Annotated in this window: 22 protein-coding genes; 14 read left to right on the forward strand and 8 right to left on the reverse strand. The window is 59.7% G+C overall.

Going from position 1 to position 24,007, the window contains the following annotated elements:
- A partial coding sequence (locus tag BLU15_RS34120) for an enolase C-terminal domain-like protein (protein ID WP_305765360.1) occupies window positions 1-388 on the forward strand: 388 nt, incomplete at its 5' end.
- Window positions 389-511: 123 nt separating this feature from the next.
- Here BLU15_RS34120 and BLU15_RS34125 read toward each other — a convergent pair.
- Window positions 512-1,432: a helix-turn-helix domain-containing protein gene (locus BLU15_RS34125; protein ID WP_090301571.1), complete on the reverse strand. Its 921-nt coding sequence runs from the start codon at window positions 1,430-1,432 to the stop codon at window positions 512-514.
- 213 nt (window positions 1,433-1,645) lie between these two features.
- Between BLU15_RS34125 and BLU15_RS34130 the strand changes: the two genes are divergently transcribed.
- The 6 genes from BLU15_RS34130 to BLU15_RS34155 all read left to right on the forward strand — a co-directional run bounded on the left by BLU15_RS34130 (window position 1,646) and on the right by BLU15_RS34155 (window position 8,616).
- Entirely contained in the window at window positions 1,646-2,527 is an 882-nt protein-coding gene (locus tag BLU15_RS34130; RefSeq protein WP_034798656.1) for a carbohydrate ABC transporter permease, read from the forward strand.
- Between the two features lie 4 nt (window positions 2,528-2,531).
- On the forward strand, window positions 2,532-3,416 hold the full coding sequence (locus tag BLU15_RS34135) for a carbohydrate ABC transporter permease (RefSeq protein WP_034798658.1): 885 nt from the start codon (window positions 2,532-2,534) through the stop codon (window positions 3,414-3,416).
- Between the two features lie 2 nt (window positions 3,417-3,418).
- The gene (locus tag BLU15_RS34140) at window positions 3,419-4,513 is read left to right on the forward strand and encodes an ABC transporter ATP-binding protein (protein WP_034798661.1); all 1,095 of its coding nucleotides are present in this window, start codon (window positions 3,419-3,421) and stop codon (window positions 4,511-4,513) included.
- A gap of 39 nt (window positions 4,514-4,552) precedes the next feature.
- Window positions 4,553-5,818 carry an ABC transporter substrate-binding protein gene (locus tag BLU15_RS34145; protein WP_060584383.1) on the forward strand — a complete coding sequence of 422 codons (1,266 nt, stop codon included), beginning with the start codon at window positions 4,553-4,555 and terminating at the stop codon, window positions 5,816-5,818.
- Between the two features lie 75 nt (window positions 5,819-5,893).
- Complete coding sequence (locus BLU15_RS34150) at window positions 5,894-7,447, forward strand: polygalacturonase PglA (protein WP_090301573.1); 1,554 nt, start codon at window positions 5,894-5,896, stop codon at window positions 7,445-7,447.
- Window positions 7,448-7,455: 8 nt separating this feature from the next.
- Entirely contained in the window at window positions 7,456-8,616 is a 1,161-nt protein-coding gene (locus BLU15_RS34155) for a glycoside hydrolase family 88/105 protein (RefSeq protein WP_060609427.1), read from the forward strand.
- Here BLU15_RS34155 and BLU15_RS34160 read toward each other — a convergent pair.
- On the reverse strand, window positions 8,553-9,569 hold the full coding sequence (locus BLU15_RS34160; protein ID WP_034798668.1) for a LacI family DNA-binding transcriptional regulator: 1,017 nt from the start codon (window positions 9,567-9,569) through the stop codon (window positions 8,553-8,555). The genes BLU15_RS34155 and BLU15_RS34160 overlap by 64 nt on opposite strands.
- Window positions 9,570-9,706: 137 nt before the next feature.
- Here BLU15_RS34160 and BLU15_RS34165 point away from each other — a divergent pair, with 137 nt between their 5' ends.
- The 6 genes from BLU15_RS34165 (at window position 9,707) to BLU15_RS34190 (ending at window position 15,945) form a co-directional block, all read left to right on the forward strand.
- Complete coding sequence (locus tag BLU15_RS34165; RefSeq protein WP_090301575.1) at window positions 9,707-10,741, forward strand: Gfo/Idh/MocA family protein; 1,035 nt, start codon at window positions 9,707-9,709, stop codon at window positions 10,739-10,741.
- A gap of 10 nt (window positions 10,742-10,751) precedes the next feature.
- Window positions 10,752-11,654, forward strand: a complete 903-nt coding sequence (locus BLU15_RS34170) for a sugar phosphate isomerase/epimerase family protein (RefSeq protein WP_034798673.1) — start codon at window positions 10,752-10,754, stop codon at window positions 11,652-11,654.
- Window positions 11,655-11,713: 59 nt separating this feature from the next.
- Window positions 11,714-12,946 carry an ABC transporter substrate-binding protein gene (locus BLU15_RS34175; protein ID WP_090301577.1) on the forward strand — a complete coding sequence of 411 codons (1,233 nt, stop codon included), beginning with the start codon at window positions 11,714-11,716 and terminating at the stop codon, window positions 12,944-12,946.
- A 202-nt stretch (window positions 12,947-13,148) separates the two neighbouring features.
- Window positions 13,149-14,051, forward strand: a complete 903-nt coding sequence (locus tag BLU15_RS34180; RefSeq protein WP_060584395.1) for a carbohydrate ABC transporter permease — start codon at window positions 13,149-13,151, stop codon at window positions 14,049-14,051.
- Window positions 14,048-14,875 carry a carbohydrate ABC transporter permease gene (locus BLU15_RS34185; protein ID WP_034798680.1) on the forward strand — a complete coding sequence of 276 codons (828 nt, stop codon included), beginning with the start codon at window positions 14,048-14,050 and terminating at the stop codon, window positions 14,873-14,875. The genes BLU15_RS34180 and BLU15_RS34185 overlap by 4 nt, the downstream gene beginning before the upstream one ends.
- Window positions 14,872-15,945, forward strand: a complete 1,074-nt coding sequence (locus BLU15_RS34190) for an ABC transporter ATP-binding protein (protein ID WP_034798682.1) — start codon at window positions 14,872-14,874, stop codon at window positions 15,943-15,945. The genes BLU15_RS34185 and BLU15_RS34190 overlap by 4 nt, the downstream gene beginning before the upstream one ends.
- Before the next feature lie 310 nt (window positions 15,946-16,255).
- Here BLU15_RS34190 and BLU15_RS34200 read toward each other — a convergent pair whose 3' ends face one another.
- Genes BLU15_RS34200 through BLU15_RS34210 form a run of 3 tightly spaced genes read right to left on the reverse strand, consistent with a single transcriptional unit; the run spans window position 16,256 to window position 19,929 of the window.
- Window positions 16,256-17,524 (reverse strand): glycerate kinase type-2 family protein, encoded by a 1,269-nt coding sequence (locus tag BLU15_RS34200; protein ID WP_090301578.1) that lies wholly within the window; start codon window positions 17,522-17,524, stop codon window positions 16,256-16,258.
- Window positions 17,521-18,609 (reverse strand): tartrate dehydrogenase, encoded by a 1,089-nt coding sequence (locus BLU15_RS34205; protein ID WP_034798686.1) that lies wholly within the window; start codon window positions 18,607-18,609, stop codon window positions 17,521-17,523. Before BLU15_RS34205 ends, BLU15_RS34200 begins: the two co-directional genes overlap by 4 nt.
- A 21-nt stretch (window positions 18,610-18,630) precedes the next feature.
- The gene (locus BLU15_RS34210) at window positions 18,631-19,929 is read right to left on the reverse strand and encodes an MFS transporter (RefSeq protein ID WP_034798689.1); all 1,299 of its coding nucleotides are present in this window, start codon (window positions 19,927-19,929) and stop codon (window positions 18,631-18,633) included.
- Window positions 19,930-20,057: 128 nt separating this feature from the next.
- Here BLU15_RS34210 and BLU15_RS34215 point away from each other — a divergent pair, with 128 nt between their 5' ends.
- On the forward strand, window positions 20,058-20,972 hold the full coding sequence (locus BLU15_RS34215) for a LysR family transcriptional regulator (protein ID WP_034798776.1): 915 nt from the start codon (window positions 20,058-20,060) through the stop codon (window positions 20,970-20,972).
- Window positions 20,973-21,098: 126 nt separating this feature from the next.
- On the opposite strand, the gene BLU15_RS34220 is transcribed toward BLU15_RS34215, so the two are convergent.
- The 3 genes from BLU15_RS34220 to BLU15_RS34230 all read right to left on the reverse strand — a co-directional run bounded on the left by BLU15_RS34220 (window position 21,099) and on the right by BLU15_RS34230 (window position 23,992).
- Window positions 21,099-21,881: a FadR/GntR family transcriptional regulator gene (locus tag BLU15_RS34220; RefSeq protein WP_060609421.1), complete on the reverse strand. Its 783-nt coding sequence runs from the start codon at window positions 21,879-21,881 to the stop codon at window positions 21,099-21,101.
- A 42-nt stretch (window positions 21,882-21,923) separates the two neighbouring features.
- The gene (locus BLU15_RS34225; protein WP_060609418.1) at window positions 21,924-22,820 is read right to left on the reverse strand and encodes an NAD-dependent epimerase/dehydratase family protein; all 897 of its coding nucleotides are present in this window, start codon (window positions 22,818-22,820) and stop codon (window positions 21,924-21,926) included.
- Between the two features lie 179 nt (window positions 22,821-22,999).
- Complete coding sequence (locus tag BLU15_RS34230; RefSeq protein WP_060516756.1) at window positions 23,000-23,992, reverse strand: sugar-binding protein; 993 nt, start codon at window positions 23,990-23,992, stop codon at window positions 23,000-23,002.
- Between the last annotated feature and the right edge of the window lie 15 nt (window positions 23,993-24,007).

Consider the following 24,007-nt stretch of genomic DNA (forward strand, 5'->3'; position numbering starts at 1 on the left):
CCGCTATGGCATGTGGCCGGCGATCGAAAGCCGTGCCGTCGACATCCTGCAGCCGGATCTCTGCGGCTGCGGCGGCTTTTCCGAGATGGCGAAGATCACGAGCCTTGCGACGCTGCACGGCGTTCGCATCGTGCCGCATGTCTGGGGCACGGGCGTGCATATCGCTGCCGCGCTGCAGTTCATGGCGGCGATGACGCCGGATCCGGTGCGGGTCAACCCGATCGAGCCGATCCTGGAGTTCGACCGGACGGAAAACCCGTTCCGACAGGCGGTGCTGAAGGCGCCGATCGAGGCGGTCGACGGTGTCGTTGCCATCCCCGATGCGCCCGGCCTTGGCATCGAGATCGACCGTGACGCGCTCGCCAGGTTCAAGATGCCCGAGACATGAGAGTGTTGTTGACATGCGCGCCGACCAGGGCCATGTCCGAAATTGCCGGGTATGTTCTCCCACATCATCGCGGCGAGACACATGGGTGCTTGTCTGTCCGGCTTAGCGCCAACACACTTCGAGCTAGTCGGCCGCAAGCCCGTCGGCAAGTACCAGGGCCTGTTCGCGCTCGTCGAGGTGCATGAGGCCGCCATCTCGGCTTTGGCGAACCCTTTTCATGTGATCGCGTGGACTGATACCCAGAGTTCGCTTGAACATGCGTGAGAAGTAGTAGGGGTCGGGATAGCCGACTTCCGCGGCCGCAGAGGAAACCGAAAGCCCTGCTTCGAGAAAGTGCATCGCCCGCTCCATGCGTTTCAGTTCCTGGTACTTGCGCGGCGTGCGCGCCACGCGCTTTTGGAATTCCCGCAGGAAATAATCGCGATTGTAGGGTGATGCCTCAACCGCTTTCGTCGCAATATCCGGGTCGAGCGGATTGGCGGAGATCATCGTTGCGGCCTTCATGACAGCGAGATCGATCGCGTCTGCCCCCTCGGGCTGGTAGGTGGCATGGTCTCGCCACCCGATGAACGCATCCTCGATGAAAGCGATCAACAGAACCATGAACAGGTGGTGCTGGCCAAGCGTCACGGAAGAGGGCGGCGCGCTTTGACGATAGTGGCGCGCCAACGGCTCAAGCAACCCCCACCGCGCCAGTCTCAACTTCGGCACCAAATCCATCTGCTCGACCAGGTTGTGGCGGCCGTAAATATCAAGAGTGAAATGCTGGGCGAGGCCAAGATACGTCTCCGGTCCCTCGCTCCATCCGATGAAGCGCTGGCCGCGCGAAATCAGCATGGCATCACCCGGCTCCATCACGCGTGGCTCGCCGTCGACCAGATAGTGGCCGCGCCCTTCAAGGCAGATGACGAGGTCGTCGACCGGGTTCGACTTGTCGATGCGCCAAGTCTGCGAATGCTCCATCCGGATAGCAGCGCGGGTCAGATTAAGCGTCAGCGCCGCCGGTGGAATAGCTGAGAGAATTCCACCTTCAATTTCGTCCATCTTTTTCCTCGCCTTTGTGAATTCATTCTGTGACAAAAATACGTGAGTGTCATCGCAGAAATGCATGCACGCACCGCATCGAACTGGGAGGAGATCGGTCAGCGGACGGGAAGGAGGCTACAGCCTGCGCCTGTCTGCGCCGTTCCGGGAGCGCAATTTGTACGAAACCGTATCTAAAATGGCCGCTCTGCAGTGCCGTCCGGGAGGGCCGGCATGAAAGGGCATCGTCTTTTAGGGCTTGGCTATCTGGCGCCCTACATTATCGGCCTCTTGATCTTCACGGCCATTCCGTTCATCGGCTCATTCTATCTCAGCTTCACGAGCTACGACTTGATGAGCGAGCCGCGCTGGACAGGTGTCGCCAACTACGAGCGGCTGTTTACCCGCGACCGGACTTTCATCAAGTCGCTGAACGTAACGCTGCTTTACGTGTTCATTACCGTGCCTTTGAAGCTCGCCTTTGCGCTCTTCATCGCTGCAATTCTAAACCACAGGTTGAAATTCATCGGTCTTTTTCGAACGGCGTTCTATGTGCCTTCAATCCTTGGGGGGTCGATCGCGATTGCCGTTTTGTGGCGTTATGTCTTCGCTTCGCAGGGCCTTGCGAACATGGCGCTTTCGACCCTTGGTATCGCGCCCGTCGATTGGTTCGGCGATCCCGTGAATGCGCTTTTCACCATCACGCTGCTGCGCTGCTGGCAGTTCGGCTCGGCCATGGTGATCTTTCTTGCCGCCCTTCAATCGATCGACAAGTCACTTTATGAAGCGGCCGCCATCGACGGCGCCGGCAAAGTGCGCACCTTCTTCTGGATCACCCTACCGCTGCTAACGCCGGTTATTTTCTTCAACTTGATCATGCAGATGGTTCAGGCGTTCCAGGAGTTTAACGGCCCTTACATCATCACCCAGGGCGGTCCACTCAAGGCGACCTATCTGCTGCCGCTCTACATTTATGACGAGGCTTTCAAGAAGTTCAACATGGGCTACGCCTCGTCTATCGCCTGGGTGCTCTTCGCCATCATCACTGTGCTGACCCTTGTTGCCTTCTGGTCCTCCAAGAAGTGGGTCTATTACGCCGGCGACAAGAGGAGCTGACGAGATGACCGAGTTTCAAGCTCTCAACGATCGCGTGGCTGCACGCAGGGCAAGGGTCCGCCTGATCTCCACGGCGGTTCGCTATGTGCTTCTGTTTTCCGTTGGGTTCGTCATGCTCTACCCGCTGATTTGGCTGGTAGGCGCGAGTTTCAAGACGAATTCGGAGATCTTTTCTGGTGCTGGTTTCATGCCGGCAAATCCGACGGCTGACGGCTATGTAAAGGGCTGGCAGACGTCGACGCCCTATACGTTCGGCCGGTTCTTCTGGAATTCCTTCCTGATCATTCTGCCGAAGGTCATCGGTACGGCGATCTCATGCACGATGGCGGCTTATGCCTTCGCAAGGTTCGACTTTCCGCTGAAGAAGATCCTCTTCGGTTCGGTCATTGCCATCCTGCTTCTGCCAAATGTTGTAACCCGCATTCCGCAGTATATTCTCTTTCGCGATCTCGGCTGGCTCGACACGTTCCTGCCGCTCTGGGTACCTTCCGCCTTTGCGGGCGATGCCTTCTTCGTCTTCATGCTGGTGCAGTTCCTGCGCTCGCTTCCGGCGGATATGGAAGAGGCCGCTCGTGTTGACGGCGCAAACAGTCTCCAGACGCTGGTCTACATCGTCGTGCCGATGCTCGCGCCGGCGCTGATCTCTGTCTGCCTGTTTCAGTTCATGTGGACCATGAACGACTTCCTGGGACCGCTGATTTACCTGTCATCGGTCGACAAATATCCCGTGAGCCTCGCGCTCAAACTTTCCATCGACACCACCGAAGCCTTCGAATGGAACCGCATTCTCGCAATGTCGGTGCTGACGATCACGCCTGCCTTGGTCGTCTTCTTCGCTGCGCAACGGTACTTCATTGAAGGGATCTCCTCTGGGGGAGTCAAAGGCTGAACATGGCTAAGGTCCAATTGAAGAACCTCGAAAAGGTCTATGGCAACGCATTCAAGGCCGTGCACGGGATCAATCTCGATATCGAGGATGGCGAGTTCATGGTCTTCGTCGGTCCCTCTGGCTGCGCCAAGTCCACCACATTGCGCATGGTCGCGGGGCTCGAGGAGATTTCGGGAGGCGAGGTCGTGATCGGCGACCAGCGGGTTAACGACCTGCCGCCCGGCAAACGCTCCATCGCAATGGTGTTCCAGAACTATGCACTGTACCCGCACATGAAAGTGCGCGGCAATCTGGCCTTCGGGTTGAAGATTGCCGGCAAGCCGAAGGCGGAGATCGACGCGGCTATCGCTCACGTAGCCAAGATCCTTGAAATCGAGCCGTTGCTCGATCGGTTGCCGAAGCAGCTCTCCGGCGGCCAGGCCCAGCGCGTGGCGCTCGGGCGTGCATTGATCAAGAAGCCCGGCGTCTTCCTGTTCGACGAGCCGCTGTCCAACCTCGACGCCAAGCTGCGTGCCTCGATGCGTGTCCGCATCACCGACCTGCACCGCCAGCTCAAGGCCGAAGGCTTATCCTCAACGGTCATTTACGTGACACATGACCAGACCGAGGCGATGACGATGGGCGACCGCATCTGCGTCATGCAGGCGGGCCACATCATGCAGGTCGCCGCGCCGAAGGAGCTCTACAATCGCCCGGCGAACCTTTTTGTCGCTGGCTTCATCGGCAGCCCCGAGATGAACCTTGTCGATGCCGAACTTGTCGACGGGCATCTTTCTATCGGGACCCAGCGCCTGCCGCTCGGCTCCAACCTTCAAGCAAGGCTCTCGGCGAGGCCGGCAGAGGCGGTGCTCGGCATGCGCCCGCAGCACCTCTCACTCGCCACCGACGGCCCTGCGTTCACAGCGAAACTCACGAATGCCGAGTTCATGGGCCATGAAGTCTACCTTCACGCCGATCTCGAGGGTCGAAAGCTGGTGAGTGTAGTGGGCGCCGCCGAATTCGAGGCTCTTGGCCGCTCCGATCTGATCCGGCTGCGCCCGGACCCCAGAAAGCTTCATGTTTTCGACAAGACCGATGGCCGCAACGTGTCGCTTTGAGGAGGCGATGCGTCGTTCAATTTCAAGGAGGAGAAACCAATGAGAATGACAGTAAAGATCGCTGCGCTCGCCAGCGTTGCATATGGCGCTCTCGCGCTCGCCACGGCAGCGCACGCCGCTGAGCTACGCATGGCGTGGTGGGGCGGCGAGAGCCGCCACGTTGCCACCCAGAAGGCGATCGCAGCTTGCGGTGAAAAATATGGCCATACCGTCAAAGGCGAGTTCACTGGTTTTGACGGCTACCTCGAAAAGTTAACGACCCAAATGGCCGGCAAGACCGAGGCCGATATCGTGCAGGTCAATTGGCCGTGGCTGCCGCTGTTTTCGAAAAATGGTGACGGTTTTGCGGACCTGCGTACGCTCCAGGCGATCGATCTTTCCAACTGGAGCGAAGCCGATCTCGCGGCGGGCTCAATGAACGGCGTCTTGCAGGGGCTTTCCGTCTCGACCACCGGCCGCGTCTTCTTCTTCAACGCCACGACCTTCGAGAAGGCCGGGGTGCCTATCCCGAAAACCTGGGATGAGTTCTTCGCTACGACGGCAACGATTAAGGAGAAGCTTGGCAAGGACTATTACACCTTCAACGCCGTCAAGGAGACCGCGCAACTTCTAACGACATTGGCCGTCGTCCAGAAGACCGGAAAGGATCTCGTCGATCCTGAGACCAACCGTGTTGCCTGGACACCTGAGGAGCTGGCTGAAGGCATTTCCTTCCTCGGCAAGCTGGTCGAGACCGGCGCCATTCGCTCCCAGAAGGAAGAGGCCGCCGACGGCAACGTCAATCTGTTCGAGAAACCCTCCTGGGCCGAGGGGAAGGTCGCCGGTTCCTATGAATGGGATTCGACCTATTCCAAGTATGCCGATCCGTTGAAGGACGGTCAGGTGTTGACGCCCGTGCCGATGCTCAAGCTTGCTGATGCGGTAACGGACGGCGTCTATCGCAAGCCCTCCATGGTGTTCTCGATCTCGAAGAATTCGAAGGACCCAGCGGCTGCGGCGCAAATCGTCAACTGCCTGTTGAACGAGCCGGAAGGGATCGATGCACTCGGTACCTCTCGCGGCCTGCCGGCGTCGAAGGCCGCTGCCGCTCGCCTTGGTGAAAAGGGCGAGCCCGAGGTGCGGGCCGCCAATGCCATCGTGCTGGCCGCCGGCGGGCCGACGGTTTCGCCGTTCAATGAACACCCAGAGATCCGCGCCGCCTTCATCGATACGCTCGAGGAATACGCCTACGGGCAGCTCGATGCCAAGGAGGCGGCAGAACAGATCATCGATACGGTGAACGACGTTCTCGCCAAGTTTGACTGATCGCTAAGACTGCCCGCCGTTGCTTGTCGCGGCGGGCGTCCCTGCGCCCTGCGGGAAGCCTACACGAGAGAGATCATGACCCGACCATCCATCATCGCGCTGTCGGCGCGAACGGCGGCGTTTTGCCTGCCGGCACGCGGAGCACTATACCACCTGCCGGCGACAGCGAAGTGGCGCCTTTCCTCGTCCGACGGGGACAATCAGATGCGGCAGGGAGAGACCTCCCTTGCTGTGCCTCTGCTGCACGAGCTTCAACCTCGCGCACGTTACTGCTTCGAAGCGGAAGGGTTTGAAGCGGTCGAGTTTGACACCCCGTCCTGCGCGGGGCTCGTCGACGCCGCCGAGTTTGGTCTTGTCCTTGATGTTCTTCCCGAGGATTTCGACGGTGCCCGCCGGAATGCGGCTGCTTTGAGAGAGGCCGTTGCTGCGGTTCCGGTGGGCGGTACGTTGAGGGTGCCGGCTGGGGTCTGGACGGCATTTCCGGTCAAACTCAAGAGCCACATGACTTTCCACCTTTCCCAAGGGGCGGTCTTGCGAGCGCCGTCGGTGCGGCGCGGATGGCCCATCCTGCCCGCCCGTGACGCGTCCGGCCGGATGTTGGGGAGCTGGGAAGGCCTTCCGGCCGACTGTTTCGCAGCTCCGCTCCATGCCGTTGGCGTGAAAGAGCTGACAATCGAGGGGCAGGGCACGCTCGACGGTTCCGGCGATAGGGGCGACTGGTGGACCTGGCCGAAAGAAACGCGTGACGGTGCACGCCGCCCGCGCGGCCTTCATCTCGTTTCCTGCTCAAATGTGCAGCTCCTTGGCTTTGCCATCCGCAATGCGCCCTCCTGGACGATCCACCCGCAGGGTTGCAGGCGATTGACGGCGGCAGGACTATTCATTTCCGCTCCGTTCGACAGCCCAAATACCGATGGCTTCAATCCTGAAAGTTGTCGCGACGTGACAATCACCGGCGTCCGCTTTTCCGTCGGGGATGATTGCATCGCCGTGAAGGCCGGCAAACGCGGCCCAAATGGTGAGGATGACCATCTGAGCGAAACGCGTGGCGTGCGGGTGAGCCACTGCTTGATGGAGCGTGGCCACGGGGGGCTCGTCATTGGTTCGGAAATGTCTGGCGGCGTGCACGACGTTTCGATCGAGAATTGCGCCATGGTCGGTACAGATCGCGGCCTGCGCCTTAAGACGCGGCGCGGCCGTGGTGGAGCGATCACCGATATCGCTATGCGCAGCGTTCTTATGGACGGCGTCGAGACCGCGCTTTCTGCCAACACACACTACCATTGCGATGCCGACGGCCACGACGCCTGGGTGCAATCCCGCCAGCCGGCTCCAGTCGATGTGGGCACGCCTGTCATCGACGGCGTCACGATTGAGGATGTCGAGATCCGGAAGTTGGCCCATGTCGCCGGTACCTTCCTTGGCCTGCCGGAGGCCCCAATCCGCAACATCAAAATTCGTCGGCTCAAGATCGTCTCCTTCAACTACGAGGCCACAGCCGCTCCTCCTGTCATGGCTGACGGGATCCGACCGATGCGGCATGAAACGATCGTCTCGGAACAAGCGGACGTCGATTGCGACGAGCCGGCGCTCCTGAGCACCGCCGCGATATCAACGCACTTCGAGTGAGAGATCCCATGAACCCGACCGACTATTTCGACCAGTTCGCGCATCGCTACAGTCCCTACAAGGGCGGGAGCTGGTGTTACGAAGACGGCTGCCTCTACCGAGGCCTTCAGCTGCTGTTTCAGGCGACGGGCGAGAAACGTTGGATGAACCATCTTCACCGGCTGGCCGATCGGCAAATCGGGCCCGATGGCTCACTCCTCGGCTACGATCCCACAGAATACAATATCGACCACATTCTCGCCGGACGATCGCTCTTTGCCTTGGCCAGGGATACCGGCGACGCCCGCTATCTCGCGGCGGCAGAACATCTGGCTGGTCAACTCGAAAGCCATCCGCGCATCCCCCAGGGCAACTACTGGCACAAGAAGCGCTACCCACACCAGGTCTGGCTCGATGGGCTCTATATGGGCCTGCCGTTTCAAATCGAATATGCGCTGGCCACGGATAGGCCGGCGCTTGTTACTGACGCCCTTCGGCAATTTTCGACGGCGCTTTCGCTAACGGCGACCCCGGCCGGCCTCTATGTTCATGGTTACGACGACAGCCGAAAACAGCTGTGGTCCGATCCGGAGACAGGCAAATCGCCTGCCGTGTGGGCACGCGCTGTTGGCTGGCTGGCGATGGCGCTCGTGGATGCGCTGGCGCTTCTACCTGATGACGAAATCTCCGGTCCTCATCGGCTGAGGGCACGCCAGCTTTTGGGGGAACTCATGGCGCGGCAGACATCGTCTGGCCTCTGGATGCAGGTGCTTGACGCACCGAACCTCGAAGGCAACTACGAGGAAAGCTCGGCCTCCGCCATGTTTGCCTATGCGCTGATCCGCGCCGCACGCCTTGGGCTCGTCGAACCTGATCGAGCGTCAGAGACAATCGCGGCCGGCCGCCGCGCACTCGACGCTCTGCTCTCTATGCGGCTCATTGCCGACGCCCAGGGCATAACCAGGCTGACGACGATCGTCTGCGTTGCAGGTCTCGGAGGCTTCGAAGGCACGTACAGGGACGGTACGCCCGGCTACTACCTCGCAGAACGGCTGGTGAGCGACGATCCCAAGGGCGTCGGTCCGCTGATGATGGCCTTCGCCGAAAGTGTCAGCAAACGTGTCGATCAGTCGCTCTCACCCGGGACGAGCGTCATGGGCCAGAGGAACCGCGCAGATCTCACCGGGTAAATGTCGGCAAAAGCCGGCATCGTACCAAGCAGGGATTCGGCAAGTGCTATGCCAAGATCGCGTAGGGACAGGCTGAAAGCCGTCAATCGGGGCGACAGGAATTGCGAATGCGGACTTTGACGACCGATGATCGCCATGTCCCGTCCGGGCTTTATGCTGGCTTCCACCAGTCCGCGATAAAGGCCGACAGTGATTGCTTCGTTGATGAGCACAATCGCCGTCGGACGGGTCTCAAGCGCACTCAGTTCCCGGGCGATTTGATACCCTCCCGCTTCGTTCGGGGTTGAGCGGAACACATGACGCTCGTCGAGGTGAAGCCCATGTCGGGCCAGGGTCGCACGGCACTGATCTTCAAACACATAGCCCAGGTTCATGTCGTCATGCGGCCGCGTAATCGCTATGTGCTTGTGGCCGTGCGCAACCAGCCGATCGATCGATGCCTCAGCCATGCCCTCGAAATCCAGATCAAGCCAGGGTTGACCGACATCTGTCAGGCTACGTCCGAGCGTGATGAACGGGATCTTGCGTTTGGACAACAGCTCGAAGCGGGCATCGTGTCGCCTTGTTGCCGAAAGGATGATGCCGTCGGCAAAACCGCGCGCGACAACGCGCTTCAAGTAGTCGTTCGGATCCTCCTCAGAGGAGCAGAGCAGGGCGACGAGGTCGAGCTTGTGACGAGCAAAGACGGTCTGGACACCGTCGAAGACGCTCATGAAGAATGTGTCCCCCTGGCCGGTGATTTCGGAGCCGGTCTGCATCATGAAGCCGATGACGCCGGTCGCGCCCTTGCGGAGCGCACGGCCCGATTGGTTGGCGACATAACCAAGGGACTCGGCTGCTTCGAGCACCCTTTTTCTGGTCTCTTCGTTGACGTCGGGCTTACCGTTCAGCGCCCGGGATACTGTCCCGATCGAGATATCGAGGTGTTCTGCAAGCTCGCGAATCCCCTTCATTTTTCCGCGTTCCTCCCCAGACCCGCGACTGGTCATTTTCACACCTCTTGACATAAAAACCCTTTGCCGCATAGTATCGTAAACGTTTACGGAAGCCAATTGAGGAGTTGCTGCTTCCGTTTCTTGGAGGAAATCACGTGCGATACAGGGCCGTTTTGTGCGGGTGCGGAGCTATGGCCAAAGGCTGGCTGAGGGCGCTGACGGAGAGCGAACTTCTTCGCGTGAAAGTCGAGATTGTTGGCCTCGTCGATCTCGACCAGGCGACTGCTGAGGCGCTCGCTACCGAATTTAACCTTGGCGGCATCGTTATCGGAACGGACCTGCCGACCGTGCTTCGCGAGAGCCGCGCAGATCTTTTGTTCGACATCGTCGTTCCGGCCGCACGTCGTGCGGTGGTGGCCGCCGGACTTGCGCATGGTTGCCACGTTTTGAGTGAGAAGCCCATGGCCGCCTCGCTCGGCGAGGCACGCGAATTGCGTCGACTTGCTGCAGCGGCCTCGCGGATCCATGCGATCGTTCAAAACCGTCGCTTCATCAGCGGTGTTCGGCGCATACGCCGCCTCATCGAGTCGCTCGTTCTCGGTGAGCTGACGGCGTTGCATTGCGACTTCTTCCTCGGCCCGCATTTCGGAGGATTTCGCGAGCAGATGGACAATGTCTTGCTGCTCGACATGGCCATCCACACCTTCGATGCAGCGCGCTTCATGTCGGGCAAGGACCCGCTCGCGGTCTATTGCCACGAATACAATCCCAAGGGCTCCTGGTATCGCCATGGCGCGGCCGCCAATGCGATCTTCGAGTTCTCCGACAATGTCGCCTTCACCTATCGCGGTTCCTGGTGCGCTGAGGGTGCCAACACCAGTTGGGAGAGCGCGTGGCGCATCACCGGTTCGAAGGGCACCTTGCTTTGGGATGGCGGCGATCGCTTTGACGCCAAAGTCGTTACGGGTCAGGAGGGCTTCATGCGCACCGTTGAACCGGTTGCGATGCCCGATACCGAAGATCTCGCCGATACGAACGGGCATGCCAGCGTGATCGAGAATTTCATCCGCGCGATTGACGCGGGAACTGTGCCGGAAACCGACGGCAGCGACAACATCAAGAGCCTTGCCATGGTCTTCGGCGCGATCGACAGCGCGCGGGATGGCAAACGCGTCACCATTGCAGCCTAGGGAGCCTATTTTGATCAACCCAAGCAAATCCATCCGTATTGGCACGATGATCTCTGCCACGAAGGGCGGTGCCGACAGGCGTATCGCCCAGATCGCGGGCATGGGCTTCGAGAGTTTCGAGCCCTTCTTCTGGCAAACGACGAATGGCCAGGACCTCGCCGACCTCGGCAAGCGTTGCGTGGCGGCGGTCGGCGATCGTGACATCACCATCTCCACGATCGGCATGTTCGGCAATCCGTTGGAGACGACCGCGATCGACGAAGAGACCTTGCAGGGCTGGCGAGACTGCATCGACAATGCCCACCACTTCGGCGCGACCTGCGTTGCCGGGTTCACCGGCCGCCTTCGCGGCAAGCCTTTGACCGACAGCCTGCCGCGTTACAGGAAAATCTGGTCCGAGCTGTCGAAACGTGCCGCCGACAAGGGCGTAAGGATTGCATTCGAGAACTGTGCCATGGACGGCAACTGGCATACCGGCGATTGGAACATCGCGCATAATCCGGATGCCTGGGAACTGATCTTCAACGAGACGCCAGACGACCACATCGGGCTCGAATGGGAGCCATGCCATCAAATGGTCTATCTGATCGATCCGCTGCCGCAGATCCGCAAATGGGCAAGCAAGATCTTCCACGTGCACGGCAAGGACGCGACCATCCGCTGGGACGTCATCCGTGAACACGGGATCTTCGGCAAAGAGAAATTCGTCTTCATGCGTACGCCCGGCTTTGGCGACACGAACTGGACCGACGTGATCTCCGAACTTCGGTTGGCTGGTTGGTCCGGCTCGATCGATATCGAAGGCTGGCATGACCCGGTCTATCGCGACGATCTGGAGATGACCGGCCAGGTTCACGGCCTGAATTACCTCAAAACGTGCCGGGGCGGCGACTTCGTCATCGATCCGGTCTGAGACGTGCATGTTGGCCGGCATGGAGGATGCCGGCTCGGGGATAATCAAAGGAGGAGAAAATGGCTATCCGCGGATCCGCAATCCTGGGCGCGCTCGCCCTTGCAGGTGTCTCTCTATTCGGCCTCACCGCCAAGGCGGAGGATGTCACGATCAGCGTCTGGTCGCTCGATCGCGATATTCAACCCGCACCGAACTTGATTTCGGACTTCAACAAGCTGAACACTGGCATCAAGGTCGAGTACCGCCAGATACAGTTTGACGACGTCGTCAGCGAGGCGATGCGCGCCTATTCGACCGGGCAGGCACCCGACATCATCGCTATCGACAATCCTGAGCATGCGCTTTTTTCGTCGCGCGGCGCGTTCCTCGATCTCACCGATATGATCGCCAAGTCGACGGTGGTCAAGACGTCAACCTATTTCCCTGGCCCGCTCGCCTCCACCATGTGGGATGGCAAGAATTACGGTCTTCCCAAGGCCACGAACACGATTGCGCTCTACTACAACAAGGACATGTTCAAGACGAAGGGCCTCGATCCTTCCAAGCCGCCGCAAACCTGGGACGAACTCGTCGATGCGGCTCGCAAGCTGACGGACCCTGCGGCCAACGTTTATGGGATCGCGTTTTCAGCTAAGGCGAACGAGGAGGGGACCTTCCAGTTTCTCCCCTGGGCCCAAATGGCCGGTGGTGGCTACGAGCACATCAATTCGGATGGCGCCGTCAAGGCGCTCGACATCTGGAAGACCATCATTACGGAGAAGCTGGCGTCGCCGGACACGCTCACCCGCGGACAGTGGGATTCGACCGGTACCTTCAACTCCGGCAACGCCGCCATGGTCATCTCCGGCCCGTGGGAGCTCGACCGGATGGTCAAGGAGGCGAAGTTCGACTGGGGTGTCGCTCTGTTGCCCGTGCCTGAGCTCGCTGCGGAGCGTTCATCGGCCATGGGCGATTTCAACTGGGCGATATTCTCCAACACGCAACACCCTGCCGAAGCGTTCAAGGTGCTCGAGTACTTCGTCTCGCAGGACGATCGCATGTTCAAGGACTTCGGCCAGCTTCCCGCCCGTTCCGACATCGCTATTCCGGAGACTGGCGTGCCGCTCAAGGACGCGGCCCTTAAGGTCTTCAATGAGCAGTTGAAATACGCAAAGCCGCGCGGCCCGCACCCGGAATGGCCGAAGATCTCAAAGGCAATCCAGGATGCAATCCAGGCAGCGTTGACGGGACAGATGAGCTCGAAGGAAGCACTCGACCAGGCTGCTGAAAAGATAAAGGCAGTCCTGGGCTAAAGTCTTGGCCAAGGCGGCCTAGAGGCATCCCGCCTGAACCGGAGAGCCGGGCCGCCTTCCGCAAGCGCTCGATCGCATTGAGGCGCTGGGACGGAAACCCGCAAAAACCATGCCGGCTATGCCGGCGTGGTTCTGGTTGTCTAGTTTGCAGGCCAAGCTGCGTCAGCCCAAATGCGCTGAGGCCTTGGCGGCGGAGGAGCTCATGAAACGCCTTCTATCCAGCATCATCGACGGCCGCGGCTTCGATATCGGCCTCGTGAGCCTGCCGCTCGCCTTCCTGCTAACCCTGTCCGGCCTGCCACTGCTCTACAACATCGCCATGAGCTTTCAGGAGGTGGACATGTTCAGCCTCGGCAGCTTCTGGCGCCCGTTCGTCGGTCTCAAGAACTACCGCGATCTCTTCGCCCAGCCGGAAACCTGGCCGATCCTGGCCAATACCGCGACTTTCGTCGTCGCCTCGATCGCCGGTCAGTTCCTCGTCGGCTTTGGACTGGCGCTGTTCTTTTGGACAAATTTTCCAGGCGCCTCGTGGGTGCGGGGTCTGTTTCTGGTTTCCTGGGTGATGCCTGGCCTCGTGGTTGGCGCGATCTGGAATTGGATCCTGTCGGGTGATTTTGGCGTGCTCAACTTCATACTGCGGGAAACGGGCCTCATCGACAGTAATATCTTCTGGCGCTCGGATCCCGGTTACTCGCTCTGGGCCGTCATAATCGCGAATATCTGGCTCGGTACCTCCTTCAACATGATCCTGATGTCCGTCGGTCTGTCGGCCATTCCGCGGGACCTTTATGAGGCGTCCGAATTGGATGGTGCCAATGTCTGGCAACGCTTCTGGACGATCACGCTGCCGATGATGCGCTCGTCCATAGGGGCCATCATCGCGCTCGGGCTCATTTTCACGCTGCAGCAGTTCGATCTTTTCGCCTCGATCACCTCCGGAGGGCCGAACAATGCCTCCAACGTCACGCAATACTGGGCCTGGGATCTGTCTTTCCGGCAGTACGATTTCGCCAAGGGCGCGACGATCTCGGTGATCATGATCGTCTTTGTGATGATCGCTTCTGTCGTCTACGTGCGTTCGACACGGCATGAGGTGCGCGGATGAGCAACGTATCCCGGGATCGCCTGCTTCTCGCAATCGCGATCATTCTCGCCGGCCTTTATCTGTTCCCACTCTACTGGATGTACATCACCACGATCAAATCGGGGTCGGAGATGTTTGCCACTCCGCCGACCTTCTGGCCGAGCGATCCCCAGTGGCAAATCTTCGGCAACGTGTGGCAGAGCCGGAACATGGGCCGGTACATCTGGAACTCCTTGGTCATCGCCTGCGGAGCGGTCAGCGTCATCACCGTGCTTGGTGTTGGCTGCGCCTACGTGCTGGCGCGCTATCGCAACATCTGGATCGATATCGGGCTCTTCCTCATCCTCATGTTGCAGGTCCTTCCGGCGTCGCTGATGGTTACGCCGATTTTCGTGGGCTTTTCGCAAGTTGGGTTGCTCAACTATCCGCGGCTTGCCGTCATCCTGGCGATTGCGGCCAAGAGCATGCCGTTCTTCGTCGTCCTGGTGCGCGCGACCTTCATGAGCGTGCCACAGGAACTGGAGGAAGCAGCCCTTGTCGACGGCAACTCCAGGGTCGGCGCATTCTTCAATATCGTCCTGCCGCTCGCACGCAACGGCATCCTCGTCAGTGCGATCCTGATTTTCATGCAGGCCTTTGGCGAGTTCGTCTATTCGAAATCGATGATCCAGGCCGTCGAGCTGCAACCGGCAAGCGTGGGGTTGAACTCCTTCATGGGGCCAAACACCAATGAATGGAACAATATCATGGCCTACGCGGCGATCTACGTGACGCCGATCCTCGCCATTTTCGTCCTCCTGCAACGCCGCATCGTCTCTGGTCTTACCTCGGGAGCGCTCAAATGAATGCCCAGATCGAACTAAGGAACGTCAACAAGTATTATGGTGCCTACCATGCGCTGAAGGACATCGAGCTTTCGATCCGCAAAGGCAGCTTTACAGCTCTCGTCGGTCCGTCAGGTTGCGGGAAGTCGACGTTGTTGCGGTCTCTGGCGGGCCTGGAGAGCATATCGTCCGGTACGCTCAAGATCGCTGGCGAGGTGATGAATGCAGTGCCGCCGCGCAAGCGCGATGTGGCGATGGTGTTCCAGTCCTACGCGCTCTATCCGCACATGACGGTTGAGGAAAACCTGACTTATAGCCTACGCATCAGGGGCGTTGCCAAGGCCGAACGCAAGAAGGCGGCACATGAAGTTGCCGCCGTCACCGGGCTCACGCATCTCCTGGCGCGCTACCCGCGCGAGCTTTCCGGGGGTCAGCGGCAACGCGTAGCGATGAGCCGGGCGATTATCCGGCACCCAAAGGCGTTCCTGTTCGACGAGCCGCTCTCCAATCTTGATGCCGCACTTCGCGTTCATATGCGCAAAGAAATCCGCGCGCTGCACGATCGGCTGGGCGCCACGTCGGTCTATGTCACGCACGATCAGGTGGAAGCGATGACAATGGCGGACCATGTCGTCATCATGCGTGACGGCGTCATCGAACAACAGGGCAGTCCGCTTGAGCTTTATGACCGGCCGGCTAACAAGTTCGTGGCCGGCTTCATTGGATCTCCTGCCATGAATTTCCTGCCCGCGGTCGGCGGTCCGGACGGACGCTCGATCATCCTCGATGTCGGTACCAAACAAACGATCGCCCTTAACCGGACGGTGCAGCCAGGACAGGCCTTGAGCGTCGGCTTGCGTCCGGAGCATATCGAACTTGCGGCAGCCGATGAGGGCATTCTCTCAGCACCAGTGGCAATGATCGAATCGACCGGTGCGACGTGCTTTCTGACAATGGCAACCACGCCCGAGCTGTCGGTGGTCTTCAATGGCCGATCGGTCGCAAGAGCAGGCGACCGGGTCGGACTGAGCTTTGCTCCCGGCAGCATGCATCTTTTCGATGCCGATACCCAGCGCCGCCTTGCCGATTGAAGCCCAAACTATCCAGGCGCGCACCGCCAAAAAAGGAGCCTGCCGACGCCTCGGCCGTGCGTTCCCGGCCAACTCGTCGGTTCTCAGCGGTGGCTCGACCCGCTTCGAGGATCATGCTTTCCCGATCTGAGCGACACGGAGATTATTCGTGCTGCCTTCAGTCGCGAACGGGAGGCCGCTGACGATGACAGTTTGAAGGTCCGTCCGACGCCGGTGAGGAACAACGATTTGAGCGTTTCGGGCGAATTTGAAGCCGGCCCGACCGTCGCAACGATCTTGGCCTTGCGGTTGCTGCGTGGGAGCATGATTTCTATCCGATCAGGATTGCGCGTATGTCATTGACGTTTGTGAGTGTTGGCCCGGTGACGACAAGGTCGCCAATCGCCTTGAATGCGGTGTAGCTGTCATGTTGTGAAAGCGCGGTGCGCGGAGCAATGCCGACTTGCTGCAGACGGGTAAGGGTGTCAGGAGTGACGAAAGCACCCGCAGCGTCCTCGACACCGTCGATACCGTCTGTGTCTCCGGCAATTGCCCAGATCGAATTTGCACCACTCAAGCCAATCGCAAGGCTCAGCAGGAATTCGGTGTTGCGGCCGCCACGTCCGGTCGAGCCTTTCGGCAAGGACACGGACGTTTCTCCGCCCGACAGGAGCACGGCTGGTCCCGCAACCGGTAAGCCCTTGTCGCGCGCGGAGAGCGCGATGCCGGCAAAGACTGTACCGACTTCTCTCGCTTCTCCCTCAAGCGCATCGCCAAGGATCAAGGGGCGGATCCCGTGAGATTGCGCAACTTGTGCCGCCGCATGCAGGGCTGTGGACGGTGAGGCTATCAGCCGCGTTTCTGCGTTAATCGGGGCGCTCGCCGCCGCGGAGCCGCCACCGTCGAGAACGGCGATCGCTTCCGGTGGAAGAGCGAGTTTGTAGCGCGCGACGATTTCGCGAGCCTCGACAACGCCCGTCTCGTTGGAGACAGTGGGTCCCGAGGCAATTTCGGAAGAGTTGTCGCCCGGCACGTCGGAGATCACGAGCGTGACGACCCTTGCAGGATATGCTGCCTGCGCGAGCCGTCCGCCTTTTATGTTTGAAAGCTGCTTTCGAACGGCGTTCATCTCCGAGATCGTCGCACCGCTGGCAAGCAGCATCCGGTTGACCTCCTTCTTGTCGGCCAACGTCATGTTGCCGGCTGGAGCAACCAGCAAAGCGGAACCGCCGCCTGAAATCAGGGCAATGACCAGATCGTCCGGCCCAAGGTCGCGGACCTTCTCAAGGATACGTGTCGCCGCCTCAACGCTCATCGCGTCGGGGACCGGATGGGCCGCTTCGACGATTTCGATGCGCCCGGCAGGAACTGCATGGCCATACCTCGTCACGACTAGTCCGGAAAGTTCAACGTCGCTCCATGCGGCGTCGAGTGCCGCCGCCATCGCAGCCGAAGCCTTTCCGGCTCCGATCACGATGCAGCGGCCCTTGGGCGGATCGGGCAGGTGGTTTGACACCACTCTAACCGGATCCGCGCTGGTGACCGCTGCGTCGAACATTTGACGCAGCGCATCGCGGGCGGATGTATCGCTAAAGGTCATTCGGCAGCAACGAGGATGTTTGAGCCGGCGATCGCCTCGCAAACGGCATCGGTCACCTGCTGTGTGGTGGCGGTGCCGCCGACATCAGGGGTGAGGATGCCTGCCTCGGTGACGCGTTCGACAGCCGTCATCAGTCTTGTCGCAGCGTCTTTTTCTCCAAGATGTTCGAGCATCTGGGCGGCCGTCCAGAAGGTGGCGATGGGGTTGGCGATGCCCTTGCCGGTGATGTCGAAAGCTGAGCCGTGAATCGGCTCGAACATTGATGGGAAGCGACGCTCCGGGTCGATATTGGCAGTCGGTGCGACGCCGAGGGAACCAGCAAGGGCGCCGGCGAGATCCGACAGGATGTCGGCATGCAGGTTGGTCGCTACAATGGTGTCAAGACTTTCCGGCCTCAGCGTCATGCGCACCGTCATCGCGTCGACTAGCATCTTGTCCCAGGTCACATCCGGGAATTCCTTCGAAACTTCGGCAGCGATCTCGTCCCACATGACCATGCCATGCCGCTGCGCGTTCGACTTGGTGACGACGGTCAAGAGCTTGCGCGGCCGCGACTGGGCGAGTTTGAAGGCGTAGCGCATAATGCGGGTAACGCCGACGCGTGTGAAGATGGCAACCTCGGTGCCAACTTCCTCCGGCAGCCCCTTGTGGGCGCGACCGCCGTGGCCCGAGTATTCGCCTTCGGAATTTTCTCGAACGATGACCCAGTCCAGGTCGCCTGGCCCGCAGTTGCGCAGCGGCGGAGTAATTCCTGGGAGTATCTTGGTCGGTCGGACGTTGGCGTACTGGTCAAAGCCCTGGCAGATTGGAAGACGCAGGCCCCAGAGCGTGATGTGATCGGGGACATCCGGCGCACCAACCGCACCAAAGTAGATTGCGTCGAACTTCTTGAGTGTCTCCAAACCATCGGCCGGCATCATGACGCCATGTTTTTTGTAGTAATCCGAGCCCCAGTCAAAGGTTTCGGAGTGGATCTTGAAGTCGCCGCTACGCTTCTCCAGCGCCTCAAGGACCTGAAGACCCGCTGCGATCACTTCCGGGCCAATTCCGTCGGCCGGTATCGCTGCAATTTTGTATTCGCGCATTGTTGTTCTCCAATCTGGATTTCAATGTTGAATGGAAGCCGTCCGAGTGGCCTCGCGGGAGGCCCCGCGAGCAAGGATCAGAGTGACCACTGCCGAAATCACGAGCAGTGCCGCGACGAAGTAGAGACCACCGGCAAAACTCCCTGTCGTGTCCTTGATCCAGCCGATCATCGAGGGGCCGACGAAGCCGCCGAGGTTGCCCAATGAATTGATGGTGGCGATACCAGCGGCTGCGGCCGGGCCTGAGAGGAACATCGTCGGCATGCTCCACAGCGGCGGCTTGGAGGCGCTGATCCCGATGTTCACAAGCGTCAGGGCGATCATCACGGCAAACACAGTCGTCGCACCGGTTGCAAAGACAAGGCCCGCGGCAGCCAGCAGACAGGCACCGACAACGTGCCAAGTGCGTTCGCCGGTCCTGTCGGAATGGCGTGCCCAGACAATCATGCCGATCACAGCAAAAACAGCTGGAATGGAATTGATCAAACCAACGTGGAAAGACGAAAGGCCAAAGCTCTTGATGATCTGTGGTGCCCAGATTCCGAGCGTGTAGAGACCTGCTGACGTGCCAAAGTAGATGAGCGAAAGTGCAAGGACCCTTACATCAGCGAGCCCTGCCCAGATGCCGTGGCTTGCCTTCACCTTGCCGGCCTGTTCCTGCTCCATGGTCTTCACAAGCCAAGCACGCTCGTCGTCGGTAAGCCACTTTGCCTTTTCCGGTCGGTCCGTCAGGAAAAACAATACGACCACACCGAAGATTACCGCCGGAACAGCTTCGATGATGAACATCCACTGCCAGCCGGCCAGGCCCCAGATGCCGTGCATCTCGAGAAGGGCGCCAGAAATCGGCGACCCGATGGCTGTTGCAAGCGGAGCAGCTGCCATAAACATCGCGGTGACCGCCGCTCGGCGACGCGCAGGAAACCAATAGCTCAGATAAAGAATGATGCCTGGGAAGAACCCAGCTTCGGCCACGCCCAGCAAGAAGCGCAGGGTGTAGAAGCTCGTCGTGCCTTGGACCAGCGCCATCGCACCCGATACCAGGCCCCAAGTAATCATCACCCGGGCAATCCAGATGCGGGCGCCGACTTTGTGGAGAATGAGGTTCGACGGCACCTCGAAAAGAAAGTAGCCGAGAAAAAAGATGCCCGCGCCCACGCCGAAGACGGTCGATGAAAATCCAAGGTCCTGGTTCATCGTCAAAGACGCGAAGCCGATGTTCACGCGATCGATGAACGCGATCAGGTAGAGAACCATGATGAATGGCACGATGCGCCATGTGATTTTGCGCAATACGCGCGTCTCCCGGTCGCTCGTCAAAACAAGCTCCTCCCTATGTTCGAACCCGGCGCGTCCTCTCGCGCTTGTCGAGAAGGTTAGTTTCTCCTTTCCTGCGCATGAAGGTTCATGCAATTATATAATTTATTGATATAATGGAGGGCGTGGGGGTGGAACTCGAACAGCTCAGGTGTTTTGTCGCGGTCGCCGAAGAACTGCACTTTGGAAGAGCTGCCCAGAAGACGGGCATGCTGCCTGCTTCGCTCGGCCGGCACATCCGGTTACTGGAAGAATCTTTGCGAACGCAGTTGTTGAGTAGAACAACCCGAAGCGTGAGCCTGACCGATGACGGCGTGTCGCTTTTGCAAGAAGTGCGGCCGCTCCTGGGGCGGCTTGACGAAGTCGCCGAAAAATTTCGTGCAGCCCGACACAGGCCGTCCGCCATACTGCGCATCGGCGCGATCGATAGTGCTGCCGCCGGTCTCTTACCGTTGCTCTTGCAGGATTTTCGGGAGGCGGCGCCTGATGTCATCACCCAGATCATTGAAGACAAGTCTGTCCGGCTTATTCCGAAACTGCTGGCCGGGCGCCTCGACCTTGTTTTGATCCGTCCTCGCGATGGGATCAGCCGCACTCTGAATGTGCAGTTGCTGTTTCATGAAACGGCAGTTGTTGCGGTACCAATGGGGAGTGCTCTTGCTGGACGGTCCGAAATTACCGTCCAGGATCTGGCGGAAGAGCCATTGATCGTGCCAGAACGCCGCTCGCGACCGCACAGTCATGACCTCACAATGGGATTGTTCGCGGACTTTGACATGCGTCCCCGCGTCGCACAAATAGCCGATGAAAAGCAGACGATAATCAATCTGGTTGCCGCCGGAATCGGGTCCGCCATCGTTCCACGCTGGACCTCGAAACTTGCTGTGTCAGGTGTCAGCTACATCCCGCTCGCTCATCCATCGGGATCGCCGATGCATCGACTACCCCTCTCAGCCGCCTGGATGAAAGCGGTGCGAGATCCGTTGCGCGACACGATGCTCGCGTTGTTGCAGCACAATGTCGCGCGATACGCGGAATTTGCGTGAACGCCACGAGCCGTAAAAGGCTGTCACGATCGCGATCCTCGGCCTGCGTGGGGGCCTTAGCCGGTCCACCGCATGGGTAGCTCTCAGCAGCAGTTTGTTCACGACGACGTGCGGCGCGCCCTGAGCTCACATGTTGCGCTCTGAATGCGCAATGAGTGCATCGGTGTTCGCTAAAAGTCGCCTTACGGCGTTACGGGCCGCGTTCGGGCGTTGAAGCCGAATGCTTTTCTCGATGTTCTCATGGAGCCTAAGGGCATGGACGAGGGTGCTGTCGTTCCGGGTTACCAGCAGGAAAAGGTGGTTGAGTGCGGATTCAATCAACGTCCCGAGCGGAATGAGGAGGTCATTTCCGGAAGCGCGCAGGATCGCGAGGTGGAACCGCGTGTCAGCTTGGGTGCGAGCCTGCAGCGTTGTCGCTTGCCCCATGTCTCTCAGTGCCTCGGTGATTTCGGCCATCTGTTCTTCGCTGCGGCGGATCGCTGCAAGGGCGGTGGCTTCCGGTTCGATGATGTGACGAAATTCCTGTACGGTCTTGAGGAACTGGATCCGATCCGGCGAGTGTGCGTACCAACTCAGGACGTCGCGGTCGAGCAGGTTCCAACGCTCCTTCGGCTCCACCCAACTGCCGATTTTTGGACGCGATGCGAGTAGCCCCTTGGCCATCAATATCTTGATCGCCTCCCTGACGGCGGTTCGGCTTACATTGAAGATTTCCGTCCACTGGGCCTCGTTCGGCAGGATCGTTCCCGGAGGATAGTCGCCACGCACGATCCTGAGCCCGATATCTTCGGCGAGCGACATATGAACGCTCGGCCCTGACATGCGCGGCGCGTCGAGCCGTCGGGTCGCACGCGCCGCCTCCGCGGTACCCGAGCCTGCGGAGCGTTTTTCTGGTCGCTGTTCAGCCATTCATCTTTTCTCGTATCTCGAACCCTCTAGCCACGCATTGCGTCACCTGCCGCCAACATAGGTCCGCCAGCTGTGTTGCGGCTGAAAACCGAGCATCGCGCGCGCCTTCCGGTTCGACAGAAGTGTCTCGTATTCGCCAAGCTGTCCTTTGACCGGTACGCCCCGATAGAACCGGTCGATCAGCTCTTGCGTCGGAAGGTCTGAAGACGTCTCGTCGTTCGCTGCATTGAAGATCTGGAACCCGAGACCATCCGTGTCGATGGCCCTGAGGGTGATCTGGCCGAGGTCCCGCGCGTCGATGTAGCTCCAGGCGATGCGCTTTCGAAATCCAGGGTCGGCAAACCAGCCTGGGAAAAGGTGGTATTCGTTGGGCTCGATCACATTTCCAATGCGCAATGCATAGATGTCGGCTCCGCTTCTGAGCGCAAAGGCGCGCGCGGTCCTTTCGTTCACCACCTTGGAGAGCGCGTAGCTGTCCATCGGATCGACGTCATAGTCCTCATCGAGCGGAAAATAGTGCGGGTTTCGTGGCTCATTGGCGAAGACGAGACCGTAGGTCGTTTCGCTGGATGCGATGACGATCTTGCGGATGCCAAGTTTCGCCGCCGCCTCAATGACATTGTAGGTGCCCATCACATTGATGCGAAAGAGTTCATTGTCAGGCGCGATCAGGATGCGCGGGATCGCCGCGAAATGAACAACGGCATCGATCGGTTGCGGCGCAAGCGACGGGTCGAATTCGTGCAGGCCGGTGTAGCTCGACAGTGCATTGAACACTTGGCCGCTGTCGGTAATGTCGGTGATCAGCGTGCGTACTTTCGGGTTATCGAGGGGCTTCGTGTCGAGGTTGAGCACCTGATGGCCCTGCTCGAGGAGGTATTGCACGACATGGCGACCAGCCTTGCCGCTACCTCCGGTGAAGATGATCCGCTTGGTCATTGCGCTCTCCGTGCTTTGCAAAATTGGGGAATGGTCTTGTCGATGATAGTTCGCCGAAGGGAACTTCCAAGCGGGGTCGTTGCAAGGAGTCGCGGCCGGCCGTCAAGCGTGCTGACCGCGCTCGCTGCTCATGGGGCGGAGGCGCCGGAGGCCGTCAAAGGGCGCTCCGGCCACCGTTCCTATTTCTGGATGCAGGTATCGGCCGTATCCTTGGTGCATTCATCGAGACCGGTAAATACCGGATCGTCTACCGGCTTGCCGGCGATCAGGTCGAGCATGACCGATGGCGCCTTGTAGCCCATTTCGAAGGGTCGTTGGCCGACAAGTGCGGTCACGAGACCCTCCTTGGCGATCGCCACTTCCTCTCCGATCGTATCGGCCGCGCCGATGACGAATTCATTCTTCGCAATCTTGTCTGCCATCGGCTTGAACAGATCGCGATAGGGTTGCGGCGCACCGAACAGTGGCCAACCACCCATGATGCCGAAGGCGTCGAGATCGGGATTGGCCGCAAGAATGTCCGTCATCGCCTGCACGCCTTTGGCGCCGTCGTCATTGGTAAAGACCGGGCAGCCAGCAACCTCGGTCCAGCCACCTTCACCCTTTAGCTCGGCCAGCCCGTCCTTGCCGGTCAGCACGTCACGCATCCCTTGAGCACGGCGCAGGATGTTATCAGCGCCAGGGTTCCCTTCGATCGTGCAGATCTTGCCGCCGTTCGGTTTTGCCTTCTTGATGTAGTCCGCGATCCGCGCGCCCATCGTATAGTTGTCGGTACCAAGATAGGTCTTTCGCAGGCCCGCATCTTCCTTGGCAAGGTCGGCGTCAAGCGTCATGACCGGGACTGTCGGGTTTGCCGACTTCAACGTCTGGGCGATCAGCTTGGCGTTGGAAGGCGAAATGGCGATCGCAGCCGTGCTGGGCTTGCCGAGCATGTCCTGGACGATCTGCGCTTCTCCTGCTTCGTCGGAAGTCGACGCCGGGCCGGTATAGAAGCATTCATATTCCGAGCTTGTGTTTTCCTTGTTCCACTTCTGGCAACCCTGATTGATCGCCTCGAAGAAGGGATTGTCGAGACCCTTGACGACGATGACGAGCTGCTTTTTCGTCTGGGCGCCGGCGGGGCCGGCGGCCAGCGCCAGCGCTGCGACTGCGAGCACCAATGCTTTCCTCATTTTATCCTCCCGTTG

Origin of the sequence: Ensifer sp. YR511 (genome assembly GCF_900103045.1) — a bacterium.
Classification (GTDB): Bacteria; Pseudomonadota; Alphaproteobacteria; order Rhizobiales; family Rhizobiaceae; genus Ensifer; species Ensifer adhaerens.

Excerpts from the sequence above, each read along its gene's own strand:
- BLU15_RS34125 (WP_090301571.1), bottom strand. The coding sequence starts at position 1,432 with ATGGACGAAATTGAAGGTGGAATTCTCTCAGCTATTCCACCGGCGGCG.
- BLU15_RS34130 (WP_034798656.1), top strand. The coding sequence starts at position 1,646 with ATGAAAGGGCATCGTCTTTTAGGGCTTGGCTATCTGGCGCCCTACATT.
- BLU15_RS34135 (WP_034798658.1), top strand. The coding sequence starts at position 2,532 with ATGACCGAGTTTCAAGCTCTCAACGATCGCGTGGCTGCACGCAGGGCA.
- BLU15_RS34140 (WP_034798661.1), top strand. The coding sequence starts at position 3,419 with ATGGCTAAGGTCCAATTGAAGAACCTCGAAAAGGTCTATGGCAACGCA.
- BLU15_RS34145 (WP_060584383.1), top strand. The coding sequence starts at position 4,553 with ATGAGAATGACAGTAAAGATCGCTGCGCTCGCCAGCGTTGCATATGGC.
- BLU15_RS34150 (WP_090301573.1), top strand. The coding sequence starts at position 5,894 with ATGACCCGACCATCCATCATCGCGCTGTCGGCGCGAACGGCGGCGTTT.
- BLU15_RS34155 (WP_060609427.1), top strand. The coding sequence starts at position 7,456 with ATGAACCCGACCGACTATTTCGACCAGTTCGCGCATCGCTACAGTCCC.
- BLU15_RS34160 (WP_034798668.1), bottom strand. The coding sequence starts at position 9,569 with ATGAAGGGGATTCGCGAGCTTGCAGAACACCTCGATATCTCGATCGGG.
- BLU15_RS34175 (WP_090301577.1), top strand. The coding sequence starts at position 11,714 with ATGGCTATCCGCGGATCCGCAATCCTGGGCGCGCTCGCCCTTGCAGGT.
- BLU15_RS34180 (WP_060584395.1), top strand. The coding sequence starts at position 13,149 with ATGAAACGCCTTCTATCCAGCATCATCGACGGCCGCGGCTTCGATATC.
- BLU15_RS34185 (WP_034798680.1), top strand. The coding sequence starts at position 14,048 with ATGAGCAACGTATCCCGGGATCGCCTGCTTCTCGCAATCGCGATCATT.
- BLU15_RS34190 (WP_034798682.1), top strand. The coding sequence starts at position 14,872 with ATGAATGCCCAGATCGAACTAAGGAACGTCAACAAGTATTATGGTGCC.
- BLU15_RS34200 (WP_090301578.1), bottom strand. The coding sequence starts at position 17,524 with ATGACCTTTAGCGATACATCCGCCCGCGATGCGCTGCGTCAAATGTTC.
- BLU15_RS34205 (WP_034798686.1), bottom strand. The coding sequence starts at position 18,609 with ATGCGCGAATACAAAATTGCAGCGATACCGGCCGACGGAATTGGCCCG.
- BLU15_RS34220 (WP_060609421.1), bottom strand. The coding sequence starts at position 21,881 with ATGGCTGAACAGCGACCAGAAAAACGCTCCGCAGGCTCGGGTACCGCG.
- BLU15_RS34225 (WP_060609418.1), bottom strand. The coding sequence starts at position 22,820 with ATGACCAAGCGGATCATCTTCACCGGAGGTAGCGGCAAGGCTGGTCGC.
- BLU15_RS34230 (WP_060516756.1), bottom strand. The coding sequence starts at position 23,992 with ATGAGGAAAGCATTGGTGCTCGCAGTCGCAGCGCTGGCGCTGGCCGCC.